Below are 24,639 nucleotides of genomic sequence, written 5' to 3' on the forward strand. Positions count from 1 at the left end.
GTATTACCGTGGCTGCTGAGCTCGGTACTCATGAGAAAATGACCATGGAGAGAGCCCGTAACTGGCGGCGAGCACAATCCCGCAAGCGACGCGGAGCGTAGGAACGATCCACTGTCGCGGCGGATCACCCCTTCATATTGATATGCTGTGTGATTACCGTGCGACCTCCAGTGCAAAGTTGTCAGAGCTCCAATAGGCGATTTTTTTGCACAATTCAAGCTGTTCTTGGGATACGGTGAGCTCGCCATGTGCCAAGTCATTGCGTACATCTGCAAGAGCGATTGAGTCGTTCAAGTCGAAGTCGTTAATGATTGCGTGTAGCAAGAAATATATTTTTGTGCGCTGGCTTCCTTTTGTACTGAGCGAATGTCTTGATATGTCGATAGCCACTGGGTTAGAAGATGGGATGGATTTGGAAGATGCCATGTCATCTGAAATTATTTCGATTATATTGTAATACGATAGGAAACTGAATCTTTTGGATACGTCTTCAAGCTCAAGCGCTTCTTTAAGTCGTTTTCTAATGGTGGCGGATTTCTTTGATCGTTTGTCTGTTCGTGTTGAGGTAAGCTCGTAGGCCTCAACAATTTTTTGAATATCCGGGCGGCGTAATTCTTTATGGATGTTTTGGAAGGTAACATAGCCGCCAAAGCTGTTTACCTCGAGCCATTGACCTTCATACTCTTCCCACTGAGAGTAACTTGTTGAGAGGCGATATTTGAATCCAAGGAGGGGCATGACGCGATCTAGGCATTCATGAATGTCAAAATTATTACCTCCTCTGTGCGAGTCTGCGCTTGAGATTACTTGACATTCAAAGGCTGGAGATAGTCCTTCTATGTCTCCTCTTGTCGAAGTCTCTAATGGTAGAGGTGATAGAGTTAGCTCGAATCCATTTAGTTGGAAGTGGTTTGTAGTCTCTAAACTGTTATCCGAATAAACTAATGCTCGGAGTTTATAGCGGGTTGCTTTGATTTTTCGATCGAGGTAGTCCAGCCACTTCACCGTGTCTTCTTTGTTCATAGGGGGCTCTTTATTGTAAGTGCTGACTTTTGTGTATGGATAAATCTGCTTAGATGGATTATAAGTGTTTGCTTACTAACTGCGATGTGGAGCGTCACTGAATGCATTTCCACTCGGGGCGTGGGGGCGATCACTCCTTCATAGAATATCTTTCAGATAGTTCTTAAGTGCGCTGAGCGGTGCCTGAAGCTGTTCGGTTGTTTGTGCAGTATGGAACTCTGCAGTCAGCCGCTGAAGTTCGGTGCCGAGTACCGTATCGGGGCCTCCAACGGCCCCCAACGCCAAATTCAAGCACCGACCAATCTCATCCTGAATCCCAGCCACATCCCCTCGCCGGACCAACAATCCAAAGACTTCCCGATCACACCCGCCCATCAACGGATCATCCCGCAGGATCGGGCTGTGACCTTCTGTCTCATAGGCCAGCTTGAGGGAGTAAAGAGCGACTGTTTCCAGCAGCAATTCCATGGGGTGAAGTCCTTTGTCAGCGGGTGAGGAGGGGCGGTGGAGCTGGGTCAATTGGGCGTCGCAAGGCGGAGCATTGGTGGAGGTCGTGAGATCTTTGTGAGCGCTTCGCGCTCAAGCGGGAGCAAGCTCCCTCGCCACAGGGGTTGTGGTGTTCTTGTGGGTGTGGGCACGGTAGACACTTTTTTGCAGACGAAAAAAAAGACCTTGAATTTCAAGGTCTTTCTTTAAGATGGTGCCCCGAGGGAGACTCGAACTCCCACTCCTTTCGAAAACGGATTTTGAATCCGCCGCGTCTACCAATTCCGCCATCAGGGCTCAATGGCGGCGAAGTATAGAGAGGTGCCTACCGTTGGTCAATCACGTTTCATGGTGAATTTTTGATAATTCCGCTAGACTTTCCGGCCCTGCTAGACGAACCCCATCATGCGTGTTGCTGACTTTACCTTCGAACTCCCGGATTCGCTGATCGCTCGCCACCCTCTGGCCGAGCGTCGCGCCAGTCGACTGTTGACCCTGGATGGGGTCAGCGGTGCCATGGCTCACCGTCAATTCACTGATTTGCTTGAGCATTTGCGCCCGGGCGATTTGATGGTGTTCAACAATACCCGGGTAATTCCGGCGCGGTTGTTTGGCCAGAAGGCCTCCGGCGGCAAGCTGGAGATTCTGGTGGAGCGGGTGCTGGACAGTCATCGTGTGCTGGCCCATGTGCGCTCCAGCAAGTCGCCCAAGCCGGGTTCGTCGATTTTGATCGACGGTGGCGGCGAGGCGGTGATGGTGGCGCGGCATGATGCGTTGTTCGAGTTGGCGTTTGCCGAAGAGGTGTTGCCGCTGCTCGACCGTGTCGGGCACATGCCATTGCCTCCTTATATAGACCGTCCGGACGAAGGTTCGGACCGCGAGCGTTATCAGACCGTGTACGCCGAGCGCCTGGGGGCGGTGGCGGCGCCGACGGCGGGGTTGCATTTCGATCAGCCGTTGCTGGAGGCGATTGCCGCCAAGGGCGTGGAGACCGCGTTCGTGACGCTGCACGTTGGCGCTGGCACGTTCCAGCCGGTGCGGGTCGAGCGTATCGAAGACCACCACATGCACAACGAATGGCTGGAAGTGAGCCAGGAAGTGGTCGATGCCGTGGCGGCCTGTCGCGCTCGCGGTGGGCGGGTGGTGGCGGTGGGGACCACCAGCGTGCGGTCCCTGGAAAGCGCCGCGCGCGATGGCGTGCTCAAGCCGTTCAGTGGCGACACCGATATCTTTATCTACCCGGGCCGGCCGTTCCATGTGGTCGATGCCCTGGTCACCAACTTTCATTTGCCCGAATCCACGTTGTTGATGCTGGTTTCGGCGTTCGCCGGTTATCCCGAAGCCATGGCCGCCTACAAGGCCGCCGTCGAGCATGGATACCGCTTTTTCAGCTACGGTGATGCGATGTTCATCACCCGTAACCCCGCGCCACGCGGACCCGAGGAAACAGTATGAGTCGCACCTGTCGCATGTCCTTCGAGTTGCTCGCCACCGATGGCAAGGCTCGTCGCGGTCGTCTGACCTTCCCCCGCGGTACCGTGGAAACCCCGGCGTTCATGCCGGTGGGCACCTACGGCACGGTCAAGGGCATGCTGCCACGGGACATCGAGGCGATTGGCGCGGAAATCATCCTCGGCAATACCTTCCACTTGTGGCTGCGCCCGGGCATGGAAGTGATCAAGGCCCACGGCGACCTGCACGATTTCATGCAGTGGAAAGGCCCGATCCTGACCGACTCCGGCGGTTTCCAGGTGTTCAGCCTGGGCGCGATGCGCAAGATCAAGGAGGAGGGCGTGACCTTCGCTTCTCCGGTGGACGGTTCCAAGGTGTTCATGGGCCCGGAAGAGTCGATGCAGGTGCAGCGCGACCTGGGCTCGGACATCGTGATGATCTTCGACGAATGCACGCCGTACCCGGCCGATGAAGACGTGGCGCGGGTGTCCATGGAGCTGTCGTTGCGCTGGGCCCAGCGTTCGAAGAATGCCCATGGCGAAAACACCGCGGCGCTGTTTGGCATCGTCCAGGGCGGCATGCACCGCGACCTGCGCATGCGCTCGCTGGAAGGCCTGGACAAGATCGGCTTCGACGGCCTAGCCATCGGCGGTTTGTCGGTGGGTGAGCCCAAGCACGAGATGATCAAGGTGCTCGATTACCTGCCAGGGGAAATGCCCGCTGACAAACCTCGTTACCTTATGGGCGTTGGCAAACCGGAAGATCTGGTTGAGGGTGTGCGCCGCGGGGTGGACATGTTCGATTGCGTGATGCCAACCCGTAATGCCCGCAATGGGCATCTGTTCATCGACACTGGCGTGCTGAAGATCCGTAACGCGTTCCATCGCCATGATGATTCGCCGCTGGATCCGACGTGCGATTGCTACACCTGCCAGAACTTCTCCCGCGCTTATCTGCATCATTTGGACAAGTGCGGCGAAATGCTCGGCAGTATGCTCAATACCATCCACAATTTGCGCCATTATCAGGTGCTTATGGCTGGTTTGCGCGAGGCTATCCAACAGGGTACATTGGCCGCCTTTGTCGAGGCCTTCTATGCCAAGCGCGGGTTGCCTGTACCGCCTTTGGACTGAGTTTTCCGATCCCTAGATTCAATACTTGCAACTGGAGTGCTAAATGAGCTTTTTTATCTCTAATGCCATGGCTGACGCGGCTGCACCTGCTGCTGCCGGCCCTATGGGCGGCGGTTTCGAGTGGATTTTCCTGGTCGGCTTCCTGGTCATCTTCTACCTGATGATCTGGCGTCCACAGGCCAAGCGCGCCAAAGAGCAGAAGAACCTGCTGAGCAGCCTGCAAAAGGGCGATGAAGTGGTTACCACCGGCGGTATCGCTGGCAAGATCACCAAAGTGGCCGATGACTTCGTGGTACTGGAAGTGTCCGACACTGTTGAAATGAAGTTCCAGAAGGGCGCTATCGCGGCCACGTTGCCAAAAGGCACACTGAAAGCGATCTAAGTAACAACTTCTATTCAATCGACGGGGCGCGCAAGGCGCCCCGCGTCATAAGCGGGCGGCGTGATGCTGAACAAATACCCTCTGTGGAAATATGTACTGATCCTGGCGGTGCTGGCGGTCGGTCTGATTTATTCCGCTCCCAATCTATACCCGGATGACCCGGCCATTCAGGTCAGTGGCGCAAGCACTGCGCTGCAGGTCACCCAGGCCGATCTGGACCGTGCGAGCGCAGCGCTCAAGGCGGCCGGGATCGACGTCAAGGCATCGTCCGTGGCCGAACACGGCAAGGGCGGCCTGTTGCGCCTGGTCAAGGCTGAAGACCAACTGCCAGCCAAGGACGTGGTGCGCAAGGCCATGGGCGACGATTACGTCGTAGCCCTGAACCTGGCCCAGACCACCCCGCAATGGCTGCGCAAGCTCGGCGCCCATCCGATGAAGCTGGGTCTGGACTTGTCCGGCGGTGTGCACTTCCTGCTGGAAGTGGACATGGAAAAAGCCCTCGACGCGCGGATGAAAGTCTACGAAGGCGACGTCAAGAGCCTGCTGCGTAAAGAGCGCCTGCGCTATCGCAGCCTGCCGCAACTCAACGGTGCCATTCAGCTGGGCTTCAGCGATGAAGATACCCGCGAGCAGGCCCGTGCGCTGATCCGCAAGAACTTCAACGATTTCGACATTGTGCCGGCCGATCTCAATGGTCAGGCGGTGCTGCGTCTGGCGATGACCCCAGCCAAGCTGGCGGAAATCCGCGAATACTCCATCAAGCAGAACTTGACCACGGTGCGTAACCGCGTCAACGAACTGGGTGTGGCCGAGCCGATCGTGCAGCGCCAGGGCGCCAACCGTATCGTGGTTGAGCTGCCGGGCGTGCAGGACACGGCCGAAGCCAAGCGTATCCTCGGTAAGACCGCCAACCTGGAATTCCGCCTGGCCGCTGAGCCGGGTGCTTCCAAGGCCACTTCCGAGAGCTTCGAGTTCCGTGAGGGCAATCGTCCGGCGGCGCAGATCGAGCGTGGCCTGATCATCACCGGTGACCAGGTGACCGACGCCCAGGCGGGCTTCGACGAGCAGGGTCGCCCACAGGTGAACATTCGCCTCGACGGCCACGGCGGCGAGCTGATGAGCCGCGCTACGCGCAGCAACGTCGGTCGCAGCATGGCGGTGATCTTCATCGAGCAGAAGCCGACCACCACCTACACCAGGCAAGTGGTCGACGGCGTCGAGAAAGACGTCGCGGTGCAGACCTTCAAGGAAGAGAAGAAGATCATCAGCCTGGCGACCATCCAGTCGCCATTGGGCAGCCAGTTCCGCATCACCGGCCTGAACGGCCAGGGTGAATCCTCGGAACTGGCCCTGCTGCTGCGTGCCGGTGGCCTGGCCGCGCCGATGTACTTCGCTGAAGAGCGCACCATCGGCCCGAGCCTGGGTGCCGACAACATCACCAAGGGTATCGATGCATCGCTGTGGGGCATGTTGTTCGTGTCGCTGTTCATCATCGCCATCTACCGTTTCTTCGGCATCATCGCCACCGTCGCTCTGGCGGTGAACATGGTGATGCTGCTGGCGCTGATGTCGCTGCTGGGTGCTACGCTGACCCTGCCGGGTATCGCCGGTATCGTGTTGACCATGGGCATGGCGGTGGACGCCAACGTGCTGATCTTCTCGCGGATACGTGAAGAGATCGCCGCGGGCATGACGATTCAACGTGCGATCAACGAAGGCTTCGGCCGGGCATTCACCGCGATCCTCGACGCCAACCTGACCACGTTGCTGGTGGGCGGGATTCTCTTCGCCATGGGCACCGGCCCGGTCAAGGGCTTCGCAGTGACCATGTCCCTCGGGATCTTTACCTCGATGTTCACGGCCATCATGGTGACCCGCGCAATGGTCAACCTGATCTTTGGCGGTCGTGACTTCAAGAAGTTGTGGATTTAAGGGGCTGCCATGTTACGTACAATCAACTTCATGGGCGTTCGCAACGTTGCGTTCGGCGTCACATTGTTCCTTACCGTACTGGCGTTGTTCAGCTGGTTCCACAAGGGCCTGAACTACGGCCTGGACTTCACCGGCGGTACGCTCATCGAGCTGACCTACGAGCGTCCGGCCGATGTCACCAAGGTGCGTGAGCAACTGGCGACATCGGGCTACAGCGATGCCATCGTGCAGAGCTTCGGTGCGACGACGGACCTGCTGGTGCGCATGCCGGGTGAAGACCCGCAGTTGGGCCACCAAGTGGCCGAGGCCTTGCAGAAGGCTGGCGGCGACAACCCGGCTCAGGTCAAGCGCGTCGAGTTCGTCGGCCCGCAGGTAGGTGAAGAGCTGCGCGACCAGGGCGGCCTCGGCATGCTGATGGCGCTGGGCGGCATCCTGATCTACCTGGCCTTCCGCTTTCAGTGGAAGTTCGCGGTGGGTGCGATTGTCTCGCTGATCCACGACGTGATCGTGACCGTGGGCATCCTGTCGTTCTTCCAGATCACCTTCGACCTGACGGTGCTGGCGGCGGTGCTGGCGATCATCGGTTACTCCCTCAACGACACCATCGTGGTGTTCGACCGGGTGCGTGAGAACTTCCGTGTGCTGCGCAAGGCGTCCCTGATCGAGAACATCAACATCTCGACCACCCAGACGCTGCTGCGGACCATGGCGACGTCGATCTCCACCTTGCTGGCGATTGCAGCGCTGCTGATCTTCGGTGGCGACAACCTGTTCGGTTTCTCCATTGCGCTGTTTGTCGGTGTATTGGCGGGTACCTACTCGTCGATCTACATCGCCAACGTGGTGCTGATCTGGCTGAACCTGAGTACCGAGGACCTGATTCCTCCTGCGGCCACCGAAACGGAAGTGGACGACCGCCCATAAGGCTCGTCGCTCCACCCGTCACCGCTGAAAAGGTGCGAGTTGAACTCGCGCCTTTTTTTATGCTCCAAGGCTGGGAGAAGCGCGGATTAATCCGCTTGTGATGGTCAGGAGGTTCAAGTGAACAAATCGATGCTGGTTGGTGCGGTATTGGGTGCTGTCGGTGTAACAGCCGGTGGCGCGGTCGCCACCTACAGCTTGGTAAAGAGTGGCCCTGAGTATGCGCAAGTACTGGCCGTGGAACCGGTCAAGACCCAAATCAAGACCCCGCGTGAAGTGTGCAAGGACGTCACCGTGACTCGGCAGAAGCCAGTCCAGGACCAGCACCAGATCGCCGGCACCGTGCTGGGCGCCGTAGCCGGTGGCCTGCTGGGTAACCAGATCGGCGGCGGCACCGGCAAGAAAATCGCCACCGTGGCGGGTGCGGCCGGTGGTGGTTATGCCGGTAACAAGATTCAGGAAGGCATGCAGGAGCGCGACACCTACACCACCACCCAGACGCGCTGCAACACGGTCAATGACATCAGCGACAAGGTGGTAGGCTACGACGTTCGCTACATGCTCGACGGCAAAGAAGGCAAAGTCCGCATGGACCGCGACCCGGGCAACCAGATCCCGGTGAGCAAGGAAGGCCAACTGATCCTCGGCCAGAACGAACCAGCCCAGTGATCCAACCGCTGTGAAAAAAGCACCCTTCGGGGTGCTTTTTTTGTGCCCCGATTTCCTGGCTCACCGCCACCCCCCCTTGTGGGAGCGAGCTTGCTCGCGATAGCGGTGGGTCAGCTTGTATCAGTGTTGAATGTGCTGCAGCCATCGCGAGCAAGCTCGCTCCCACACTGGATCTCCAGTGGATATAAACCTGTGCCAATCCCAATTCCCCTGGACTGACCCCAAAAGTCAGATTGGTGTGGGGGCAGTCCATCCTGTGGGAGCGAGCTTGCTCGCGATAGCGGTGGATCAGTCTGCATCCATGTTCAGGGGATATCCATTGTGGCGAGGGAGCTTGCTCCCGCTCGGTCGCGCAGCGACCGCAAAATCTAGGGGCTGCTGCGCAACCCAGCGGGAGCAAGCTCCCTCGCCACGGAGTGTTCACAGCTGAGCTGAGTGGTGAAAACATACAGGCATAAAAAAAGCACCCCGAAAGGTGCTTTTTTCTCTAACCGAAGCTTAGCGCTTCAGCGAAGCCGGCAGATGCGGCTGGATAGCAGTCAGCACAGCCTTGAAGCATTTGGTGTTGCCGGCAACGATGTGGCCTTTTTCGAGGAAGTCGTGGCCGCCGGTGAAGTCGCTCACCAAACCACCCGCTTCCTGGATCAGCAGGGCGCCCGCTGCCATGTCCCACTCGGACAGGCCCGACTCCCAGAATGCATCGAAACGACCCGCAGCCACATAAGCCAGGTCCAGGCTCGCAGCACCGGCGCGGCGGATGCCGGCGGTCTGGCCGACCAGGGCGCGGAACATGCCCAGGTAGTTGTCCAGGTTGTCCATCTGGTCATCACGGAACGGGAAGCCGGTACCCAGCAGGGCGCCGTCCAGGCTGGTGCGACCGCTGACGCGCAGGCGACGACCGTTCAGCTGGGCACCACGGCCACGGCTGGCGGTGAATTCCTCCTGGCGAACCGGGTCAAGCACAACGGCGTGTTCCAGGCGGCCACGGTACTTGCAGGCGATGCTGACAGCGAAATGAGGAATGCCGCGCAAGAAGTTGGTGGTGCCGTCCAGCGGATCGATGATCCACAGGTACTCTTCGCCTTCGATGCCAGTGCCGGCGTGCATGCCGGTCTCTTCACCGAGGATGGAGTGGTTCGGGTAAGCCTTGCGCAGGGCGTCGACGATCTTTTGCTCGGCGGCGCGATCGACCTCGGACACGTAGTCCTTGGCGTCTTTTTCATCGACCTTGATGGTATCCAGGCGCTCGATGGAGCGGAAGATCAGTTCACTGGCGCTGCGGGCGGCGCGCAGCGCGATATTCAGCATGGGCTGCATGGATGTGTCACCTAAGGTTGTTAAAGAAAGCCGCGCATTCTATCAGAAAGTTTTCTCAGGAGAAGGTTGGTGTTCGCTTTCATAGCTTAACGGTAGGTGCTTCTGTAAGATTTGCTCCCTTTATCGTGTTCGAGAGCGCCCCCCTTGTTGCAGAACATTCGTGTCGTCCTGGTCAATACCAGCCATCCGGGTAACATCGGCGGAGCTGCGCGGGCCATGAAGAACATGGGCCTGTCGCGCCTGGTGCTGGTCGAGCCGCGCTTGTTTCCTCATCACGAAGCCGACGCCCGTGCTTCTGGTGCCGGTGACATCCTGGCCAACGCGCAAGTCGTCGCCACCCTCGAAGATGCCCTGGTGGGTTGCAACCTGGTGCTTGGTACCAGCGCCCGCGACCGGCGTATTCCCTGGCCGCTGCTCGACCCCCGGGAATGCGGCACCAAAGTGGTCGAAGAGGCCGCGCAAGGCTTTGAAATCGCCCTGGTGTTCGGCCGTGAAGACTCCGGCCTGACCAATGACGAGCTGCAGCGATGTCACTTTCACGTGCATATCCCTTCCGACCCCGAGTTCAGTTCCTTGAACCTGGGGGCGGCGGTGCAGGTGTTGAGTTATGAAGTGCGCATGGCTTGGTTGGCGGCCGAAGGCAAGCCCAGCAAAGTCGAAAAAACCGAGGTCACGTCGCCGCGCAGTGAGACACTGGCGACCATGGACGAGCTGGAACGATTCTATGAGCACCTGGAGCAGACCCTGGTGGACATCGAGTTCCTCGACCCGGAAAAGCCGCGGCACTTGATGGCGCGCCTGCGTCGGTTGTACGGACGAAGCTCGGTCAGCCGGGCGGAGATGAATATATTGCGCGGCATCCTCACGGAAACCCAGAAGGCGGCCCGTGGCGAGCTGATTAAGCGGAAGAAATAAAATGTTCGAACGTTTGCGTGAAGATATCCAAAGTGTTTTCCATCGTGACCCGGCGGCGCGCAATGCCTTTGAAGTGCTGACCTGCTACCCGGGCATGCACGCCATCTGGATCCATCGCCTGTCCGGCGCCTTGTGGAACATGGGCTGGAAGTGGCTGGCGCGGCTGGTCTCGAACTTCGGCCGCTGGCTGACCGGGATCGAGATCCACCCGGGCGCCAAGGTCGGTCGCCGGTTCTTCATCGACCACGGCATGGGCATCGTCATCGGTGAAACCGCCGAGATCGGCGACGACGTGACCTTGTACCAGGGTGTGACCCTCGGCGGCACCAGCTGGAACAAAGGCAAGCGTCACCCAACCCTGGAAGACGGCGTGGTGGTCGGTGCCGGTGCCAAGGTGCTCGGGCCGTTCACGGTGGGGGCGGGGGCGAAAGTCGGCTCCAACGCCGTGGTGACCAAGGCCGTGCCGCCGGGTGCGACCGTGGTGGGGATTCCGGGGCGGATCATCGTCAAGTCCGATGAGGAGCAGGATGCTCGCCGCAAGGCCATGGCCGAGAAGATCGGCTTCGACGCCTACGGTGTCGGCGAAGACATGCCCGACCCGGTCGCCCGGGCCATCAACCAGTTGCTCGATCACCTGCAGGCCGTCGATGGGCGCCTGGAGGGGATGTGCGGCGCCCTGAAGGACCTGGGCAGTAATTACTGTGCCAAGGACCTGCCTGAACTGCGCGAGGAAGACTTTGCGTGTGTGAAGGACAAGGACGAAAGCCAGGCCAGCTGAGCCCGGGTGGCCTCATCGCGAGCAAGCTCGCTCCCACAGGGGATCTGTGGTGTACACAAATTGTGCATCCACCAAAGCCCCTCCTGTGGGAGCGAGCTTGCTCGCGATAAACGATAACGCGGTATCACTGGTCGCCGCCAACCAGCCTTTGCTATCATGCGCCCGCTCTTTCGCGGGTAAACCTGAGTAAAGCACTAGGTCTTATACTTGACTTAAATACTCGGGAATTGCATACTCGCCCCCATTCCGAACTCCGTGGTAATTGTCCATGCGACTGACTACAAAAGGCCGATACGCCGTGACCGCAATGCTCGATCTGGCATTGCATGCGCAGCACGGGCCGGTGTCCCTGGCCGATATCTCCGAGCGCCAGGGCATTTCCCTGTCTTACCTTGAACAGCTGTTCGCCAAGCTGCGCCGCAGCAACCTGGTCTCCAGCGTTCGCGGCCCCGGCGGCGGCTACCAGCTGTCGCGGGACATGCAAGGCATCCAGGTCGCCCAGGTGATCGATGCGGTGAACGAATCGGTCGATGCGACCAAATGCCAGGGCCTTGGCGACTGCCATGGCGGCGATACTTGCCTGACCCACCACTTGTGGTGTGACCTCAGCCTGCAGATTCACGAATTTCTGAGCGGTATCAGCTTGGCTGACCTTGTAACTCGCCGTGAGGTGCAAGAAGTAGCCCAGCGTCAGGACCAGCGCCGTTGCAACAGCAAGGCGCCGCACCTGGACAAGATTGAAGCGTCCGCCGTCGAATGACTGCCGCAGAGCACGCGGAACGCCAGCCAGCCTGATTTAGGAGAAAGTCCATGAAATTGCCGATTTACCTTGATTACTCTGCGACCACCCCGGTTGATCCGCGTGTTGCGCAAAAAATGAGTGAATGCCTGCTGGTCGACGGAAACTTCGGTAACCCGGCGTCCCGTTCCCACGTGTTTGGCTGGAAGGCCGAAGAGTCGGTCGAAAACGCCCGTCGCCAGGTCGCCGACCTGGTCAACGCCGACCCGCGTGAAATCGTCTGGACCTCCGGTGCCACCGAATCCGACAACCTGGCAATCAAGGGTGTCGCGCATTTCTACCACACCAAGGGCAAGCACCTGATCACCTCCAAGATCGAGCACAAGGCTGTCCTGGACACCATGCGCCAACTGGAGCGTGAAGGCTTCGAAGTCACCTACATCGAGCCCGGTGAAGACGGCATCATCACCCCGGCCATGGTCGAAGCCGCCCTGCGCGACGACACCATCCTGGTCTCGATCATGCACGTGAACAACGAAATCGGCACCGTCAACGACATCGCGGCCATCGGCGAACTGACCCGCTCCAAGGGCGTCCTGTTCCACGTCGACGGCGCGCAATCCACTGGCAAGGTCGACATCGACCTGTCCAAGCTGAAAGTCGACCTGATGTCGTTCTCGGCCCACAAGACCTACGGCCCTAAAGGCATCGGCGCGCTGTACGTCAGCCGCAAGCCGCGTGTTCGCCTCGAAGCGACCATGCACGGCGGCGGTCACGAGCGTGGCATGCGTTCCGGTACCCTGGCGACCCACCAGATCGTCGGCATGGGCGAAGCCTTCCGCGTCGCCAAGGAAGACATGGCGGCCGAGAACGTACGCATCAAGGCCCTGAGCGACCGCTTCTTCAAGCAGGTCGAGCACCTCGAAGAACTCTACGTCAACGGCAGCCTGACCGCCCGCGTACCGCACAACCTGAACCTGAGCTTCAACTACGTTGAAGGCGAGTCGCTGATCATGGCGCTCAAGGATCTGGCCGTGTCGTCCGGTTCGGCGTGCACCTCGGCGTCCCTGGAGCCTTCGTACGTACTGCGCGCCCTGGGCCGCAACGACGAACTGGCCCACAGCTCCATTCGCTTTACCTTCGGCCGTTTCACCACCGAAGAAGAAATCGATTACGCCGCGCAGAAAGTCTGCGAGGCCGTTACCAAGCTGCGCGCTCTGTCGCCGCTGTGGGACATGTACAAAGACGGCGTCGACATTTCGAAAATCGAGTGGGCGGCGCACTGAAGAAGTCGCCACCAGAGCGACTCACTGATGAGGATTGAAGCAAATGGCATATAGCGAAAAGGTCATCGACCACTACGAGAACCCGCGCAACGTCGGCAAGATGGACGCGCAGGATCCTGATGTCGGCACCGGCATGGTCGGCGCCCCGGCGTGCGGCGACGTCATGCGCCTGCAGATCAAGGTCAACGAGCAGGGCATCATCGAAGATGCCAAGTTCAAGACCTACGGCTGCGGTTCGGCCATCGCGTCCAGCTCCCTGGCCACCGAGTGGATGAAGGGCAAGACCCTTGATGAAGCCGAAACCATCAAGAACACCCAGCTGGCCGAAGAACTGGCCCTGCCGCCAGTGAAGATCCACTGCTCGGTACTCGCCGAAGACGCCATCAAGGCCGCCGTTCGCGATTACAAGCAGAAGAAAGGCTTGATCTGATCCGCGTACGGTAAGGAGTTTTCCATGGCTATCCAGATGACAGAAGCGGCAGCTAACCATATCCAGCGCTCACTTGCGGGGCGCGGCAAGGGTGAGGGTATCCGCCTGGGTGTACGCACCACGGGCTGTTCTGGTCTCGCCTATGTACTGGAATTCGTCGACGAAGTGGGCGAAGACGATCAGGTGTTCGAAAGTCATGGTCAGAAAGTGATCATCGACCCGAAAAGCCTGACGTACCTGGACGGCACCGAACTGGATTTCGTCAAGGAAGGGTTGAACGAGGGCTTCAAGTTCAACAACCCCAACGTGCGCGGTGAATGTGGCTGCGGCGAAAGCTTCAACATCTGAGGCGGCTTGTGGGTACTCCTTGTCATTTTGCGTTGTTCCAGATGCAGCCTGCATTCCAGCTGGATCTCGAGCAGTTGTCCGCGCGTTATCTTGAATTGGCCCGTGGCGTCCATCCCGACCGCTTTGCCGATGCCTCCGAGGCGGAGCAGCGGCGGGCGCTCGAGCAGTCGGCGAACCTCAACGAGGCTTACCAGACGCTCAAGCACCCGGCCAAGCGCGCGCGTTACCTGCTCGCCATCAGCGGCCATGAGTTGCCGTTGGAGGTCACGGTCCACGATCCCGAGTTTCTTCTGCAGCAGATGCAGTGGCGCGAAGAACTCGAGGACCTGCAGGACAGCGCCGACCTGGCCGGTGTCGCGGTATTCAAGCGGCGCTTGAAAGACGCCCAGCAAACACTGAACGAAAGCTTCGCAGCCTGCTGGAACGATGCCGCGCAACGCGAACAGGCCGAACGCCTGATGCGGCGCATGCAGTTCCTCGACAAGCTCACCTACGAAGTGCGCCAGCTAGAAGAGCGCCTCGACGATTAACCCAGTGCCGCTCCGGTCGCACGCCTGATTACAGATAAGTCCTGATTACGATGGCCCTACTGCAGATCGCCGAACCCGGCCAAAGTCCACAACCGCACCAGCGTCGCCTGGCTGTCGGGATCGACTTGGGTACCACCAATTCCCTGGTCGCTGCCTTGCGCAGCGGTCTTTCCGAGCCGCTGGCCGATGAGCAGGGGCAGGTGATCCTGCCGTCCGCCGTGCGTTATCACGCCGACCGCGTCGAAGTGGGCGAGTCGGCCAAGCTGGCCGCCGCCGCCGACCCGCTGAACACCATTGTCTCGGTCAAGCGCTTGATGGGTCGTGGTCTGTCCGACGTCAAGCAATTGGGCGACCAGCTGCCGTACCGCTTCGTCGGCGGCGAATCCCACATGCCGTTCATCGAAACCGTGCAGGGCCCGAAAAGTCCGGTCGAGGTTTCCGCCGACATCCTCAAGGTCCTGCGCCAGCGCGCCGAAGCGGCGTTGGGCGGTGAACTGGTGGGCGCGGTCATTACCGTCCCGGCCTATTTCGACGACGCCCAGCGCCAAGCCACCAAGGACGCCGCCAAGCTGGCCGGCCTTAACGTGCTGCGCCTGCTCAACGAGCCGACTGCCGCTGCCGTGGCGTATGGCCTGGACCAGCATGCCGAAGGCCTGGTCGCGATCTACGACCTGGGCGGCGGTACATTCGATATTTCGATCCTGCGCCTGACCGGCGGTGTTTTCGAAGTCCTGGCCACCGGTGGCGACAGCGCCCTGGGCGGCGATGACTTCGACCACGCCATCGCCGGCTGGATCATCGAGCAAGCCGGCTTGTCCGCCGACCTCGACCCGGGTGCGCAACGCCACCTGCTGCAAACCGCCTGCGCCGCCAAGGAAGCCTTGACCGACGCCGCCACCGTTAAAGTCGCTTATGGCGACTGGAAAGCCGCGCTGACCCGCGAAGCCTTCGATGCCCTGATCGAACCCATGGTTGCCCGCAGCCTCAAGGCCTGCCGCCGTGCCGTGCGCGATTCCGGTGTCGAGCTTGAAGATGTGAAAGCCGTGGTCATGGTTGGTGGTTCGACCCGCGTGCCTCGGGTTCGCGAAGCCGTTGCCGAGGCCTTTGGCCGCCAGCCGCTGACCGAAATCGACCCGGACCAGGTGGTCGCCATCGGCGCCGCGATCCAGGCCGATACCCTCGCCGGCAACAAGCGCGACGGCGGCGAACTGCTGTTGCTCGACGTGATTCCGTTGTCCCTGGGGCTGGAAACCATGGGCGGCCTGATGGAGAAGGTGATTCCACGCAACACCACCATCCCGGTTGCCCGCGCCCAGGACTTCACCACCTATAAAGACGGCCAGTCGGCCATGATGGTCCACGTGCTGCAAGGCGAGCGTGAACTGATCAGCGACTGCCGTTCCCTGGCCCGCTTCGAATTGCGCGGCATCCCGCCGATGGTGGCCGGTGCGGCGAAGATCCGCGTGACCTTCCAGGTCGATGCCGATGGTTTGCTCAACGTCTCCGCCCGCGAACTGGCTTCGGGCGTGGAGGCGAGCATCCAGGTCAAGCCGTCCTACGGCCTGACCGACGGCGAAATCGCCAAGATGCTCAAGGATTCCTTCCAGCACGCCAGCGACGACAAGGTGGCGCGTGTGCTGCGCGAGCAACAGGTCGACGCCCAGCGCCTGATCGAAGCCGTGCAAGGTGCCCTGGAAGCTGACGGCGACCGCTTGCTTGACGCTGAAGAGCGCATGGTCATCGAGCTGCAGATGCAGGAACTGTCCGAATTGATCAAAGGCACCGATGGTTATGCCATCGAGCAGCAGACCAAGCGTCTGTCGCACGTCACCGACGCCTTTGCTGCCCGCCGCCTGGACTCGACGGTGAAAGCCGCCCTGGCGGGGCGCAACCTGAATGAAATCGAGGAATAACTGATGCCGCAGATCATTTTTCTGCCACACGCCGAGCATTGCCCGGACGGTATGGTGGTAGAGGCCGAAACCGGCAAGTCCCTGCTTGAAGTGGCCCATGACAACCACATCGAGATCGAGAGCGCCTGCGGCGGCGTTTGTGCCTGCACCACGTGCCATTGCATCATTCGCGAGGGTTTCGACTCGCTGAATGAGGCCGATGAGCTGGAAGAGGACTATCTTGATCGGGCCTGGGGCCTGGAGCCGACGTCGCGCCTGACCTGTCAGGCCAAGGTCGGCACCGAGGACCTGGTGGTCGAAATCCCGAAATATTCGCTTAACCATGCGGCCGAAGCGCCGCACTGATGGTGACACTGTCATGAGCTATGGTTGGAATGATGTTCAACGCATCGCAGAAGAACTGGCCGAAGCCAAGCCGGACGTGGATCCGCTGGCTGTGAATTTTGTCGATTTGCAGCGCTGGATCATGGAGCTACCCGATTTCGACAATACCTCTGGCCGTTGTGGCGAGAAGGTCTTGGAAGCGGTCCAGACGCTCTGGATCGAAGAAATCGACTGATCGACCTGGCAGGTTAGGCAATACCCCTGAACCCGCGTATAATTCGCGGGTTTAATTTTTCGCAAATTACCGTTTCTGGAGTTACACCATGGCTGTTCAACGTACTTTCTCCATCATCAAGCCTGACGCCGTTGCTAAAAACGTGATCGGCAAGATCGTTACCCGCTTCGAAGACGCTGGCCTGCGCGTTGTAGCTTCGAAAATGAAGCAACTGTCCAAAGCCGAAGCCGAAGGCTTCTACGCCGAGCACAGCGAGCGCGGTTTCTTCGGTGAGCTGGTTGCCTTCATGACTTCCGGTCCGGTTGTCGTTCAGGTGCTCGAAGGCGAAAACGCCATCGCTCGCAACCGTGAGCTGATGGGCGCCACCAACCCTAAAGAAGCTGCTGCCGGCACCATCCGTGCTGACTTCGCCGAGTCCATCGACGCCAACGCCGTCCACGGTTCGGACTCCGAAGCCGCTGCTGCTCGCGAAATCGCTTACTTTTTCTCCGCTACTGAAGTAACCACTCGCTAAGCCCAGGCTTTTGAGTGAAGGTGAATCCATGACTACATCGAACGGCAAAACCAACCTGTTGGGCCTGACCCAGCCGGAAATGGAGAAATTCTTCGACTCGATCGGGGAGAAGCGTTTCCGTGCCGGCCAGGTGATGAAATGGATTCACCACTTTGGCGTCGACGACTTCGACGCCATGACGAATGTCGGCAAGGCCCTGCGTGAAAAGCTCAAGGCTGTTGCCGAGATTCGCGGCCCCGAAGTGGTCAGCCAGGACATTTCCAGCGACGGCACCCGCAAGTGGGTGGTGCGCGTGGCGTCCGGCAGCTGCGTCGAGACCGTCTACATTCCCCAGGGCAAGCGCGGCACCTTGTGCGTTTCGTCCCAGGCAGGCTGTGCCCTGGATTGCAGTTTCTGCTCCACCGGCAAGCAAGGCTTCAATAGCAACCTCACCGCCGCCGAAGTGATCGGCCAGGTGTGGATTGCCAACAAATCCTTTGGCAGCGTCCCGGCGACCGTCGACCGTGCCATCACCAACGTGGTGATGATGGGCATGGGTGAGCCGCTGCTGAACTTCGACAACGTCGTTTCCGCCATGCACTTGATGATGGACGACCTGGGCTACGGCATCTCCAAGCGCCGCGTGACCCTGTCCACCTCTGGCGTGGTGCCGATGATCGATGAGCTGGCCAAGCACATCGACGTCTCCCTGGCGTTGTCGCTGCACGCACCCAATGACGCATTGCGTAACCAATTGGTGCCGATCAACAAGAAGTATCCGCTTAAGATGCTGCTCGAGTCGTGCCAGCGCTACATGTCGTCCCTGGGCGAAAAACGCGTGCTGACCATCGAGTACACGCTGCTCAAGGATGTGAACGACAAGGTCGAGCACGCGGTCGAGATGATCGAGCTGCTCAAGAACATCCCGTGCAAGATCAACCTGATCCCGTTCAACCCGTTCCCGCATTCCGGTTACGAGCGTCCGAGCAACAACGCGATTCGTCGCTTCCAGGATCAGCTTCACCACGCTGGCTTCAACGTCACCGTGCGCACCACCCGCGGCGAAGACATCGACGCCGCCTGTGGCCAATTGGTAGGACAGGTGCTGGATCGCACCCGTCGCAGCGAACGCTACATTGCCGTGCGTGAGTTGAACGCCGCGGACGATGCAGTGCAAAACGCTGCGAACAGTCACTAAGAGAGGAACTCTATGTCCCTGCGCTTCGCGCTCGTTTTGCTGTTGGCCGGCCTTTGTTCCGGTTGTGTCCTGTCGGGTGACTACAACCCGATGAAGACCAGCAAAGGGCGTGACGAGGCACGTGTGGCCTATGTGCAACTGGGCATCGGCTACCTGCAGCAGGGCATGACCGAACGGGCCAAGGTGCCGCTCAAGAAGGCCCTGGAGCTGGACGATTCCGACCCGGATGCCAACGCGGCTCTGGCCCTGGTATTCCAGGCCGAGATGGAGTCGGAACTGGCCGACCAGCATTTTCGCAAGGCGTTGGCCGGCCGGCCCCAGGATGCACGGATCCTGAACAACTACGGCAGCTTTCTTTTCGAGCAGAAACGCTACAAGGAAGCCTACGAGCGCTTCGAGCAGGCTGCCGCCGATACCCTTTACCCTGAGCGTTCGCGGGTGTTCGAGAACCTCGGCATGACGGCCGCGCAGTTGGGCCAGCGTGACCTGGCCCGCCAGCAGCTCGAAAAGGCGCTGCGGCTCAACCGCCAGCAACCGCGGGCGCTGCTGGAAATGGCTGAGTTGTCTTACGAAGACAGGCATTATGTGCCCGCCCGTGACTACTACGAGCGTTTTAGCCTGCTGAGCGAGCAAAATGCACGTAGTCTATTGCTCGGCGTTCGGCTGGCACATGTGTTTGAAGATCGCGACAAAGCTGCGAGTTACGGCTTGCAACTCAAAAGACTCTATCCCGGTACGCCGGAATATCAGCAATACCTGTCGGAGCAATGATGAAAGCGGCGCATCCCGAAGTTGTAGCAGCGACTCGCGTAAATCCCGGTGAGACCCTGCGTCAAGCCCGCGAAAGCAATGGTTGGTCGCTGGCCGAAGTGGCCCTCAAGCTCAATCTTACCGTGGCTTCCCTCGGCAATCTGGAAGCGGGCGCGTTCGACAAGCTGCCCGGGCACACCTTCGCCCGGGGCTACATCCGCGCCTATGCCAAGTTGCTCGGCATGGACCAGACCGTGCTGGTCCAGCAATTCGATCAATACACCGGTTCCGATGCCCAGGGCAGCAATGTGCACAGCCTGGGGCGCATCGAGGAACCGGTTCGCGTTTCCCACACCATTTTGCGAATCGTCAGCCTGTTGCTGCTGATCGCGGTGATCGGTGGCGGTTTTGTCTGGTGGCAGGACCAGGCGTCCTTGCGCAACAAGGAGCCCGTCGCCATGAACCCCGAGCACGTCGAGGTCGAGGGCGCTGACGGCACCACCCAGATCCATCCGCTGGACGAGCCGGAAGACCAGGCTGTCATCGAAGGCCAGACCGAAGGCGAAACCGCCCTGGCGTTGCCACAAAGCCAGGACGACGCCGATGCCCAGGCCGGTGCCGAGCCGGCTGTTCCAGCACCGACCACGCCGACTGCCCCGAACACCGGCAGCGCACCGATTGCCACGGCCCCGGCCGCGCCGAGTACGCCAGCACCGACCGCGGCTGCGCCTGCGACCCACGCCGCGCCTACCGCTCCAGTCGCCCCGGCAGCTCCAGCGGCCCCGACCCCGGCGCCAGTCGCGGGTGAAGGCCAGGTGCAGATCCAGTTTGTCGCCGACTGCTGGACGCAGATCACCGACGGCAACGGCAAGGTGCTGTTCAGCGGCCTCAAGCGCAAGGGCGACAGCACCGCCGTCAATGGCAAGCCGCCGTTTGCCGTACGCCTGGGTTATGCCCGTGGCGCACAGGTCAGCTACAACGGCCAGCCGGTCGACATCGCTCCGTTCACCAGTGGCGAGACCGCTCGCCTGAAGTTGGGTCAATAAGTCATGCACGGCGAATCTCCAATCAAGCGTCGCGAATCCCGAAAGATCTGGGTCGGTAACGTGCCCGTGGGCGGCGATGCGCCTATCGCTGTGCAGAGCATGACCAACAGCGACACCAATGACGTGGCCGCCACGGTCGCGCAGATCAACCGCCTGGAAGCCGCCGGTGTCGACATCGTGCGCGTTTCCGTGCCGGACATGGACGCCGCCGAGGCGTTCGGCAAGATCAAGCAACTGGTCAAGGTGCCTTTGGTCGCCGACATTCACTTCGACTACCGCATCGCCCTGCGCGTGGCCGAATTGGGCGTCGATTGCCTGCGCATCAACCCGGGCAACATCGGTCGCGAAGACCGTGTACGTGCCGTGGTGGATGCGGCCCGCGACCGGGGCATCCCGATCCGTATCGGTGTGAACGCCGGTTCCCTGGAAAAAGACCTGCAAAAGAAATACGGCGAACCGACCCCGGCGGCGCTGGTGGAGTCCGCCCTGCGCCACGTCGAGCACCTGGAGCGCCTGAATTTCCAGGACTTCAAGGTCAGCGTGAAGGCGTCCGACGTGTTCATGGCCGTCGAAGCCTACCGCCTGCTGGCCAAGGAAATCGTCCAGCCCCTGCACCTGGGCATCACCGAAGCCGGTGGGTTGCGTTCGGGCACGGTGAAATCCGCCGTCGGCCTCGGTATGCTGCTCGCCGAAGGGATTGGCGATACCATCCGCATCTCGTTGGCGGCTGACCCGGTCGAGGAAGTGAAAGTCGGCTACGACATTCTCAAGTCCCTGCACCTGCGTTCCCGTGGCATCAACTTCATCGCCTGCCCGAGCTGCTCGCGGCAGAACTTCGATGTGGTCAAGACCATGAACGAACTGGAAGGGCGCCTCGAAGACCTGCTGGTGCCACTGGATGTCGCGGTGATCGGTTGCGTGGTCAACGGGCCGGGCGAAGCCAAGGAGGCCCATATCGGCCTGACTGGCGGTACACCGAACCTGATTTACATCGACGGCAAGCCGTCGCAGAAACTGACGAATGACAATCTGGTGGATGAGCTGGAACGGCTGATTCGCCAGAAAGCGGCCGAAAAGGTCGAAGCCGACGCTGCAGTGATTGCGCGTGGTTGAGTCGAACGAATTTAAGGATTACCTGTGAGCAAGTCTCTGCAAGCCATTCGTGGCATGAACGACATCCTGCCCGAGCAGACGCCCCTGTGGCGCTATTTCGAGGGCACCGTGGCGCGCCTGCTGGATAACTACGGTTACCGGCAGATCCGCATGCCGATCGTCGAGTTCACCGAGCTGTTCAAGCGCTCCATCGGTGAAGTGACCGACATCGTCGAAAAAGAGATGTACACCTTCGACGACCGCAACGGCGATTCCCTGACCCTGCGCCCCGAAGGCACGGCGGCGTGCGTGCGTGCAGTGCTCGAACACGGCATCACCGGCGGCGGCCAGGTGCAGAAGCTCTGGTACGTCGGCCCGATGTTCCGTCACGAGCGTCCGCAGAAAGGCCGTTATCGCCAGTTCCACCAGATTGGCCTGGAAGTGTTCAACCTCGAAGGTCCGGACATCGATGCCGAGCTGATCGTCATGACCTGGCGCCTGTGGGGCGAGCTGGGGCTGCGTGACGCGGTCAAGCTCGAGCTCAACAGCCTGGGCACCAGTGAGTCCCGTGGCCGCTACCGTGAAGCGTTGGTGGAGTTTCTTTCCGCGCACCTGGACAAGCTCGACGAAGACAGCCAGCGCCGTCTGAAGACCAATCCACTGCGCGTGCTGGACACCAAGAATGCCGACACCCAGGCGGTCCTGGTCGACGCGCCGAAAATGGCCGACTACCTCGACGACGAATCCCGTGCGCACTTCGAAGGGCTGAAGGCGCGCCTGGACGCCGTGGGCATTCCCTACGTGATCAACCCCAAGTTGGTTCGCGGCCTGGATTACTACAGCAAGACGGTCTTCGAGTGGGTCACCGACAAACTCGGCGCCCAAGGCACTGTATGTGCCGGCGGCCGCTACGACGGGCTGGTGGAGCAGATGGGCGGCAAGCCGACCCCGGGCGTGGGCTTTGCCATGGGCATCGAGCGCCTGGTGCTGATGCTGGAAGCCTTGGACAAGGTACCCGAAGAACTGTCCCGTCAGGTCGACGTCTACCTGTGCGCCTTTGGCGAGGCCGCCGAACTGGCCGCCTTGTCGTTGAGCGAGCGGATCCGCGACCAGTTGCCCAACCTGCGCTTGCAGATCAACGCCGGCGCCGGCAGCTTCAAGAGCCAATTCAAGAAGGCCGACAAGAGCGGTGCGCTGTATGCACTGATCCTCGGTGACGACGAACTGGCCCAACAAGTGGTAGGTTTCAAACCCCTGCGTGGCCAGGGCGAACAACAAAGCATTGCCTGGGATGCGCTTGCTGCACACCTGGCCACCTGCGTCGTGCAGGGTTGAAGCTGTCAAACAGCCGATTTAGCGATTAAGGAGTATTGGGGTGTCGAGTACCGAAGATGAACAGCTGGCGGATTTGAAGGACTGGTGGACGCGCAACGGCAAGCCGCTGGTCACTGGCGGCCTGTTGGCGCTGGTCATCGTGTTCGGCTGGCAGGCCTACCAGAAATACCAGAGCAACCAGTCGCAAGGCGCCTCGGTGCTCTACCAGCAATTGCTGGAAACCACCCTGACCCCGGATGGCAAGCCTGACGCGGCCCGCGTGGCGGACCTGGCCGGCAAGCTGGACAAGGAATTCGGCGGCACTGCCTACGCGCAGTACGGTCGCCTGTTCGTGGCCAAGGTGGCGGTGGACAGCGGCAAGTTGGACGACGCGGCCACCGAGCTCAAAGGTATCGTCGACAAACCGGCCAACCCGACCCTGGGCGAAGTGGCGCGTCAGCGCCTGGCGCAGGTGCTGGCGGCACAGAACAAGGCCGAAGACGCCTTGAAGCTGCTCGACGGCGATGCCGACAAGGCGTTCCTGGCGACCCGCGAAGAACTCAAGGGCGACCTGCTGGTACAGCTGGGCCGTGCCGATGAGGCCCATGCGGCCTACCAAAAAGCCAAGGCTGCGCTGTCGGATGAAGCCGCAGTCGGTGGCCTGCAAATCAAGCTGGACGACCTGGCCAAAGGGGATGCGTGACGTGATCCAGTGGAAACATGCAGCATTGCTGGCCCTGGCCATTCTGGCCGCGGGTTGCAGCAGCAACAGCAAGAAAGAACTGCCGCCAGCCGAACTGACCGACTTCAAAGAAGAAGTCGTGCTGCAGAAGCAGTGGAGCCGCTCCATCGGCGATGGCCAGGGTGAAACCTACAACATGCTGGTGCCGGCCATCGATGGCGACACCATCTATGCCGGCGACGTCACGGGCGTGGTCATGGCCATGGACCGCAGCAATGGCGACGTCAAATGGGAGAAAGATCTTGAACTGCCCGTTTCCGGCGCCGTTGGCGTGGGTTACGGCCTGGTCATGATCGGCACGCTCAAGGGCGAGATCGTCGCCCTGGACGCGAGCAGCGGTGAAGAGAAATGGCGCGCCCGCGTGACCAGCGAAGTGCTCGCACCGCCAGCCACCAACGGTGACGTGGTGGTGATCCAGACCCAGGACGACCGCCTGATCGGCCTGGATGCCGCCACCGGCAACCAGCGCTGGCTGTACGACAGCACCCCGGCGGTACTGACCCTGCGCGGCACCAGCGCGCCGATCGTCACCAACCGCCTGGCGGTGGCTGGCTTGTCGACCGGTAAAGTGGTGGCGCTGGATGTTTCCAACGGCGTGCCGGTCTGGGAACAGCGCGTAGCGATCCCGCAAGGTCGTTCGGAACTGGAGCGTGTGGTCGACATCGACGGCGGCTTGCTGCTGTCCGGCGGTACGCTGTACGTCGCCAGCTACCAGGGCCGCGTGGCGGCACTGGACCTGGAAAGCGGTCGTCCGTTGTGGCAGCGCGATGCGTCCAGCTACGCCGGTGTCGCCCAGGGCTTTGGCAGCGTCTACGTGAGCCTGTCCTCGGGCACCGTCGAAGGCGTTGACGAGCGTTCAACCACCGCCTTGTGGAGCAACGACTCCCTGGCCCGTCGTCAACTGTCGGCCCCGGAAGTGTTCTCCAGCTACGTCGCAGTGGGTGACCTGGAAGGTTACCTGCACCTGCTCAGCCAGGTGGACGGTCGTTTCGTCGGCCGTGAGCGCATCGACAGCGACGGCCTGCGTGCCCGTCCGCTGGTGGTGGGCAACATGATTTATGTGTATGGCAACAGCGGCAAACTGGAAGCCCTGACCATCAAGTAAGACTATGCTTGGGGCTAATCCCCCCAAGCGGCCTTGTTCTCAAGGTTTGCAGGGCTTGCACAGACTGCCCCGAGCACCAGCCGCTG

27 protein-coding genes and 1 tRNA gene are annotated in these 24,639 nt (G+C 60.5%); 24 read left to right on the forward strand and 4 right to left on the reverse strand.

Features of this window, described 5'->3' with window-relative positions; genetic code table 11:
• Window positions 1-153: 153 nt before the first annotated feature.
• The 3 genes from J4E63_RS25130 to J4E63_RS25140 all read right to left on the reverse strand — a co-directional run bounded on the left by J4E63_RS25130 (window position 154) and on the right by J4E63_RS25140 (window position 1,806).
• Complete coding sequence (locus tag J4E63_RS25130; RefSeq protein WP_207283660.1) at window positions 154-1,023, reverse strand: hypothetical protein; 870 nt, start codon at window positions 1,021-1,023, stop codon at window positions 154-156.
• A 138-nt stretch (window positions 1,024-1,161) separates the two neighbouring features.
• Window positions 1,162-1,491 carry a hypothetical protein gene (locus J4E63_RS25135; protein WP_207283661.1) on the reverse strand — a complete coding sequence of 110 codons (330 nt, stop codon included), beginning with the start codon at window positions 1,489-1,491 and terminating at the stop codon, window positions 1,162-1,164.
• Between the two features lie 230 nt (window positions 1,492-1,721).
• Window positions 1,722-1,806, reverse strand: a tRNA-Leu gene (locus J4E63_RS25140).
• Window positions 1,807-1,914: 108 nt separating this feature from the next.
• Here J4E63_RS25140 and queA point away from each other — a divergent pair.
• The 6 genes from queA (at window position 1,915) to J4E63_RS25170 (ending at window position 7,998) form a co-directional block, all read left to right on the forward strand.
• On the forward strand, window positions 1,915-2,964 hold the full coding sequence (queA, locus tag J4E63_RS25145; RefSeq protein ID WP_027913127.1) for a tRNA preQ1(34) S-adenosylmethionine ribosyltransferase-isomerase QueA: 1,050 nt from the start codon (window positions 1,915-1,917) through the stop codon (window positions 2,962-2,964).
• 14 nt (window positions 2,965-2,978) lie between these two features.
• Window positions 2,979-4,094: a tRNA guanosine(34) transglycosylase Tgt gene (gene tgt / locus J4E63_RS25150; RefSeq protein WP_161951757.1), complete on the forward strand. Its 1,116-nt coding sequence runs from the start codon at window positions 2,979-2,981 to the stop codon at window positions 4,092-4,094.
• Window positions 4,095-4,137: 43 nt separating this feature from the next.
• Window positions 4,138-4,476 carry a preprotein translocase subunit YajC gene (gene yajC, locus J4E63_RS25155; RefSeq protein ID WP_007916913.1) on the forward strand — a complete coding sequence of 113 codons (339 nt, stop codon included), beginning with the start codon at window positions 4,138-4,140 and terminating at the stop codon, window positions 4,474-4,476.
• Between the two features lie 63 nt (window positions 4,477-4,539).
• Window positions 4,540-6,408 (forward strand): protein translocase subunit SecD, encoded by a 1,869-nt coding sequence (gene secD, locus J4E63_RS25160; RefSeq protein ID WP_207283662.1) that lies wholly within the window; start codon window positions 4,540-4,542, stop codon window positions 6,406-6,408.
• A gap of 9 nt (window positions 6,409-6,417) precedes the next feature.
• On the forward strand, window positions 6,418-7,332 hold the full coding sequence (gene secF, locus J4E63_RS25165) for a protein translocase subunit SecF (RefSeq protein ID WP_106273613.1): 915 nt from the start codon (window positions 6,418-6,420) through the stop codon (window positions 7,330-7,332).
• Window positions 7,333-7,449: 117 nt separating this feature from the next.
• Window positions 7,450-7,998, forward strand: a complete 549-nt coding sequence (locus tag J4E63_RS25170) for a glycine zipper 2TM domain-containing protein (RefSeq protein ID WP_014336691.1) — start codon at window positions 7,450-7,452, stop codon at window positions 7,996-7,998.
• Window positions 7,999-8,496: 498 nt separating this feature from the next.
• Here J4E63_RS25170 and suhB read toward each other — a convergent pair whose 3' ends face one another.
• Window positions 8,497-9,315, reverse strand: coding sequence for an inositol-phosphate phosphatase (suhB, locus tag J4E63_RS25175; RefSeq protein ID WP_003185165.1), 819 nt, complete (start codon window positions 9,313-9,315; stop codon window positions 8,497-8,499).
• A gap of 144 nt (window positions 9,316-9,459) precedes the next feature.
• Here suhB and trmJ point away from each other — a divergent pair, with 144 nt between their 5' ends.
• The 18 genes from trmJ to bamB all read left to right on the forward strand — a co-directional run bounded on the left by trmJ (window position 9,460) and on the right by bamB (window position 24,553).
• Window positions 9,460-10,230, forward strand: a complete 771-nt coding sequence (trmJ, locus tag J4E63_RS25180) for a tRNA (cytosine(32)/uridine(32)-2'-O)-methyltransferase TrmJ (RefSeq protein WP_038856918.1) — start codon at window positions 9,460-9,462, stop codon at window positions 10,228-10,230.
• 1 nt (window position 10,231) lies between these two features.
• A complete protein-coding gene (gene cysE / locus J4E63_RS25185; protein ID WP_092165673.1) occupies window positions 10,232-11,008 on the forward strand; it encodes a serine O-acetyltransferase in 777 nt (258 codons plus the stop codon).
• 268 nt (window positions 11,009-11,276) lie between these two features.
• A complete protein-coding gene (gene iscR, locus J4E63_RS25190) occupies window positions 11,277-11,768 on the forward strand; it encodes a Fe-S cluster assembly transcriptional regulator IscR (RefSeq protein ID WP_003185160.1) in 492 nt (163 codons plus the stop codon).
• Between the two features lie 50 nt (window positions 11,769-11,818).
• Complete coding sequence (locus J4E63_RS25195) at window positions 11,819-13,033, forward strand: IscS subfamily cysteine desulfurase (protein ID WP_060739094.1); 1,215 nt, start codon at window positions 11,819-11,821, stop codon at window positions 13,031-13,033.
• 43 nt (window positions 13,034-13,076) lie between these two features.
• Window positions 13,077-13,463 carry a Fe-S cluster assembly scaffold IscU gene (gene iscU / locus J4E63_RS25200; protein ID WP_003185157.1) on the forward strand — a complete coding sequence of 129 codons (387 nt, stop codon included), beginning with the start codon at window positions 13,077-13,079 and terminating at the stop codon, window positions 13,461-13,463.
• 24 nt (window positions 13,464-13,487) lie between these two features.
• The gene (gene iscA, locus J4E63_RS25205; RefSeq protein ID WP_003185155.1) at window positions 13,488-13,811 is read left to right on the forward strand and encodes an iron-sulfur cluster assembly protein IscA; all 324 of its coding nucleotides are present in this window, start codon (window positions 13,488-13,490) and stop codon (window positions 13,809-13,811) included.
• Window positions 13,812-13,819: 8 nt separating this feature from the next.
• A complete protein-coding gene (hscB, locus tag J4E63_RS25210) occupies window positions 13,820-14,341 on the forward strand; it encodes a co-chaperone HscB (protein ID WP_060739093.1) in 522 nt (173 codons plus the stop codon).
• 50 nt (window positions 14,342-14,391) lie between these two features.
• The gene (hscA, locus tag J4E63_RS25215) at window positions 14,392-16,254 is read left to right on the forward strand and encodes a Fe-S protein assembly chaperone HscA (RefSeq protein WP_207283663.1); all 1,863 of its coding nucleotides are present in this window, start codon (window positions 14,392-14,394) and stop codon (window positions 16,252-16,254) included.
• A gap of 3 nt (window positions 16,255-16,257) precedes the next feature.
• Window positions 16,258-16,599: an ISC system 2Fe-2S type ferredoxin gene (gene fdx, locus J4E63_RS25220; RefSeq protein ID WP_042727996.1), complete on the forward strand. Its 342-nt coding sequence runs from the start codon at window positions 16,258-16,260 to the stop codon at window positions 16,597-16,599.
• Window positions 16,600-16,612: 13 nt separating this feature from the next.
• Window positions 16,613-16,813: a Fe-S cluster assembly protein IscX gene (gene iscX / locus J4E63_RS25225; protein WP_060739091.1), complete on the forward strand. Its 201-nt coding sequence runs from the start codon at window positions 16,613-16,615 to the stop codon at window positions 16,811-16,813.
• 88 nt (window positions 16,814-16,901) lie between these two features.
• Complete coding sequence (gene ndk / locus J4E63_RS25230) at window positions 16,902-17,327, forward strand: nucleoside-diphosphate kinase (protein ID WP_042727994.1); 426 nt, start codon at window positions 16,902-16,904, stop codon at window positions 17,325-17,327.
• 28 nt (window positions 17,328-17,355) lie between these two features.
• Window positions 17,356-18,504, forward strand: a complete 1,149-nt coding sequence (rlmN, locus tag J4E63_RS25235) for a 23S rRNA (adenine(2503)-C(2))-methyltransferase RlmN (RefSeq protein WP_053118626.1) — start codon at window positions 17,356-17,358, stop codon at window positions 18,502-18,504.
• Window positions 18,505-18,516: 12 nt separating this feature from the next.
• The gene (gene pilW / locus J4E63_RS25240) at window positions 18,517-19,275 is read left to right on the forward strand and encodes a type IV pilus biogenesis/stability protein PilW (protein ID WP_060739090.1); all 759 of its coding nucleotides are present in this window, start codon (window positions 18,517-18,519) and stop codon (window positions 19,273-19,275) included.
• Entirely contained in the window at window positions 19,275-20,300 is a 1,026-nt protein-coding gene (locus J4E63_RS25245; protein ID WP_207283664.1) for a RodZ family helix-turn-helix domain-containing protein, read from the forward strand. Before pilW ends, J4E63_RS25245 begins: the two co-directional genes overlap by 1 nt.
• Window positions 20,301-20,303: 3 nt before the next feature.
• The gene (gene ispG / locus J4E63_RS25250) at window positions 20,304-21,413 is read left to right on the forward strand and encodes a flavodoxin-dependent (E)-4-hydroxy-3-methylbut-2-enyl-diphosphate synthase (RefSeq protein ID WP_003185136.1); all 1,110 of its coding nucleotides are present in this window, start codon (window positions 20,304-20,306) and stop codon (window positions 21,411-21,413) included.
• 24 nt (window positions 21,414-21,437) lie between these two features.
• Window positions 21,438-22,727 carry a histidine--tRNA ligase gene (hisS, locus tag J4E63_RS25255; RefSeq protein WP_025212010.1) on the forward strand — a complete coding sequence of 430 codons (1,290 nt, stop codon included), beginning with the start codon at window positions 21,438-21,440 and terminating at the stop codon, window positions 22,725-22,727.
• 40 nt (window positions 22,728-22,767) lie between these two features.
• Complete coding sequence (locus tag J4E63_RS25260) at window positions 22,768-23,409, forward strand: tetratricopeptide repeat protein (RefSeq protein WP_003198017.1); 642 nt, start codon at window positions 22,768-22,770, stop codon at window positions 23,407-23,409.
• Window positions 23,402-24,553 carry an outer membrane protein assembly factor BamB gene (gene bamB / locus J4E63_RS25265; protein WP_060739088.1) on the forward strand — a complete coding sequence of 384 codons (1,152 nt, stop codon included), beginning with the start codon at window positions 23,402-23,404 and terminating at the stop codon, window positions 24,551-24,553. Before J4E63_RS25260 ends, bamB begins: the two co-directional genes overlap by 8 nt.
• The last annotated feature ends 86 nt before the right edge of the window (window positions 24,554-24,639 follow it).

It is taken from the genome of Pseudomonas sp. FW300-N2F2, assembly GCF_017351655.1.
GTDB lineage: Bacteria > Pseudomonadota > Gammaproteobacteria > Pseudomonadales > Pseudomonadaceae > Aquipseudomonas > Aquipseudomonas fluorescens_AA.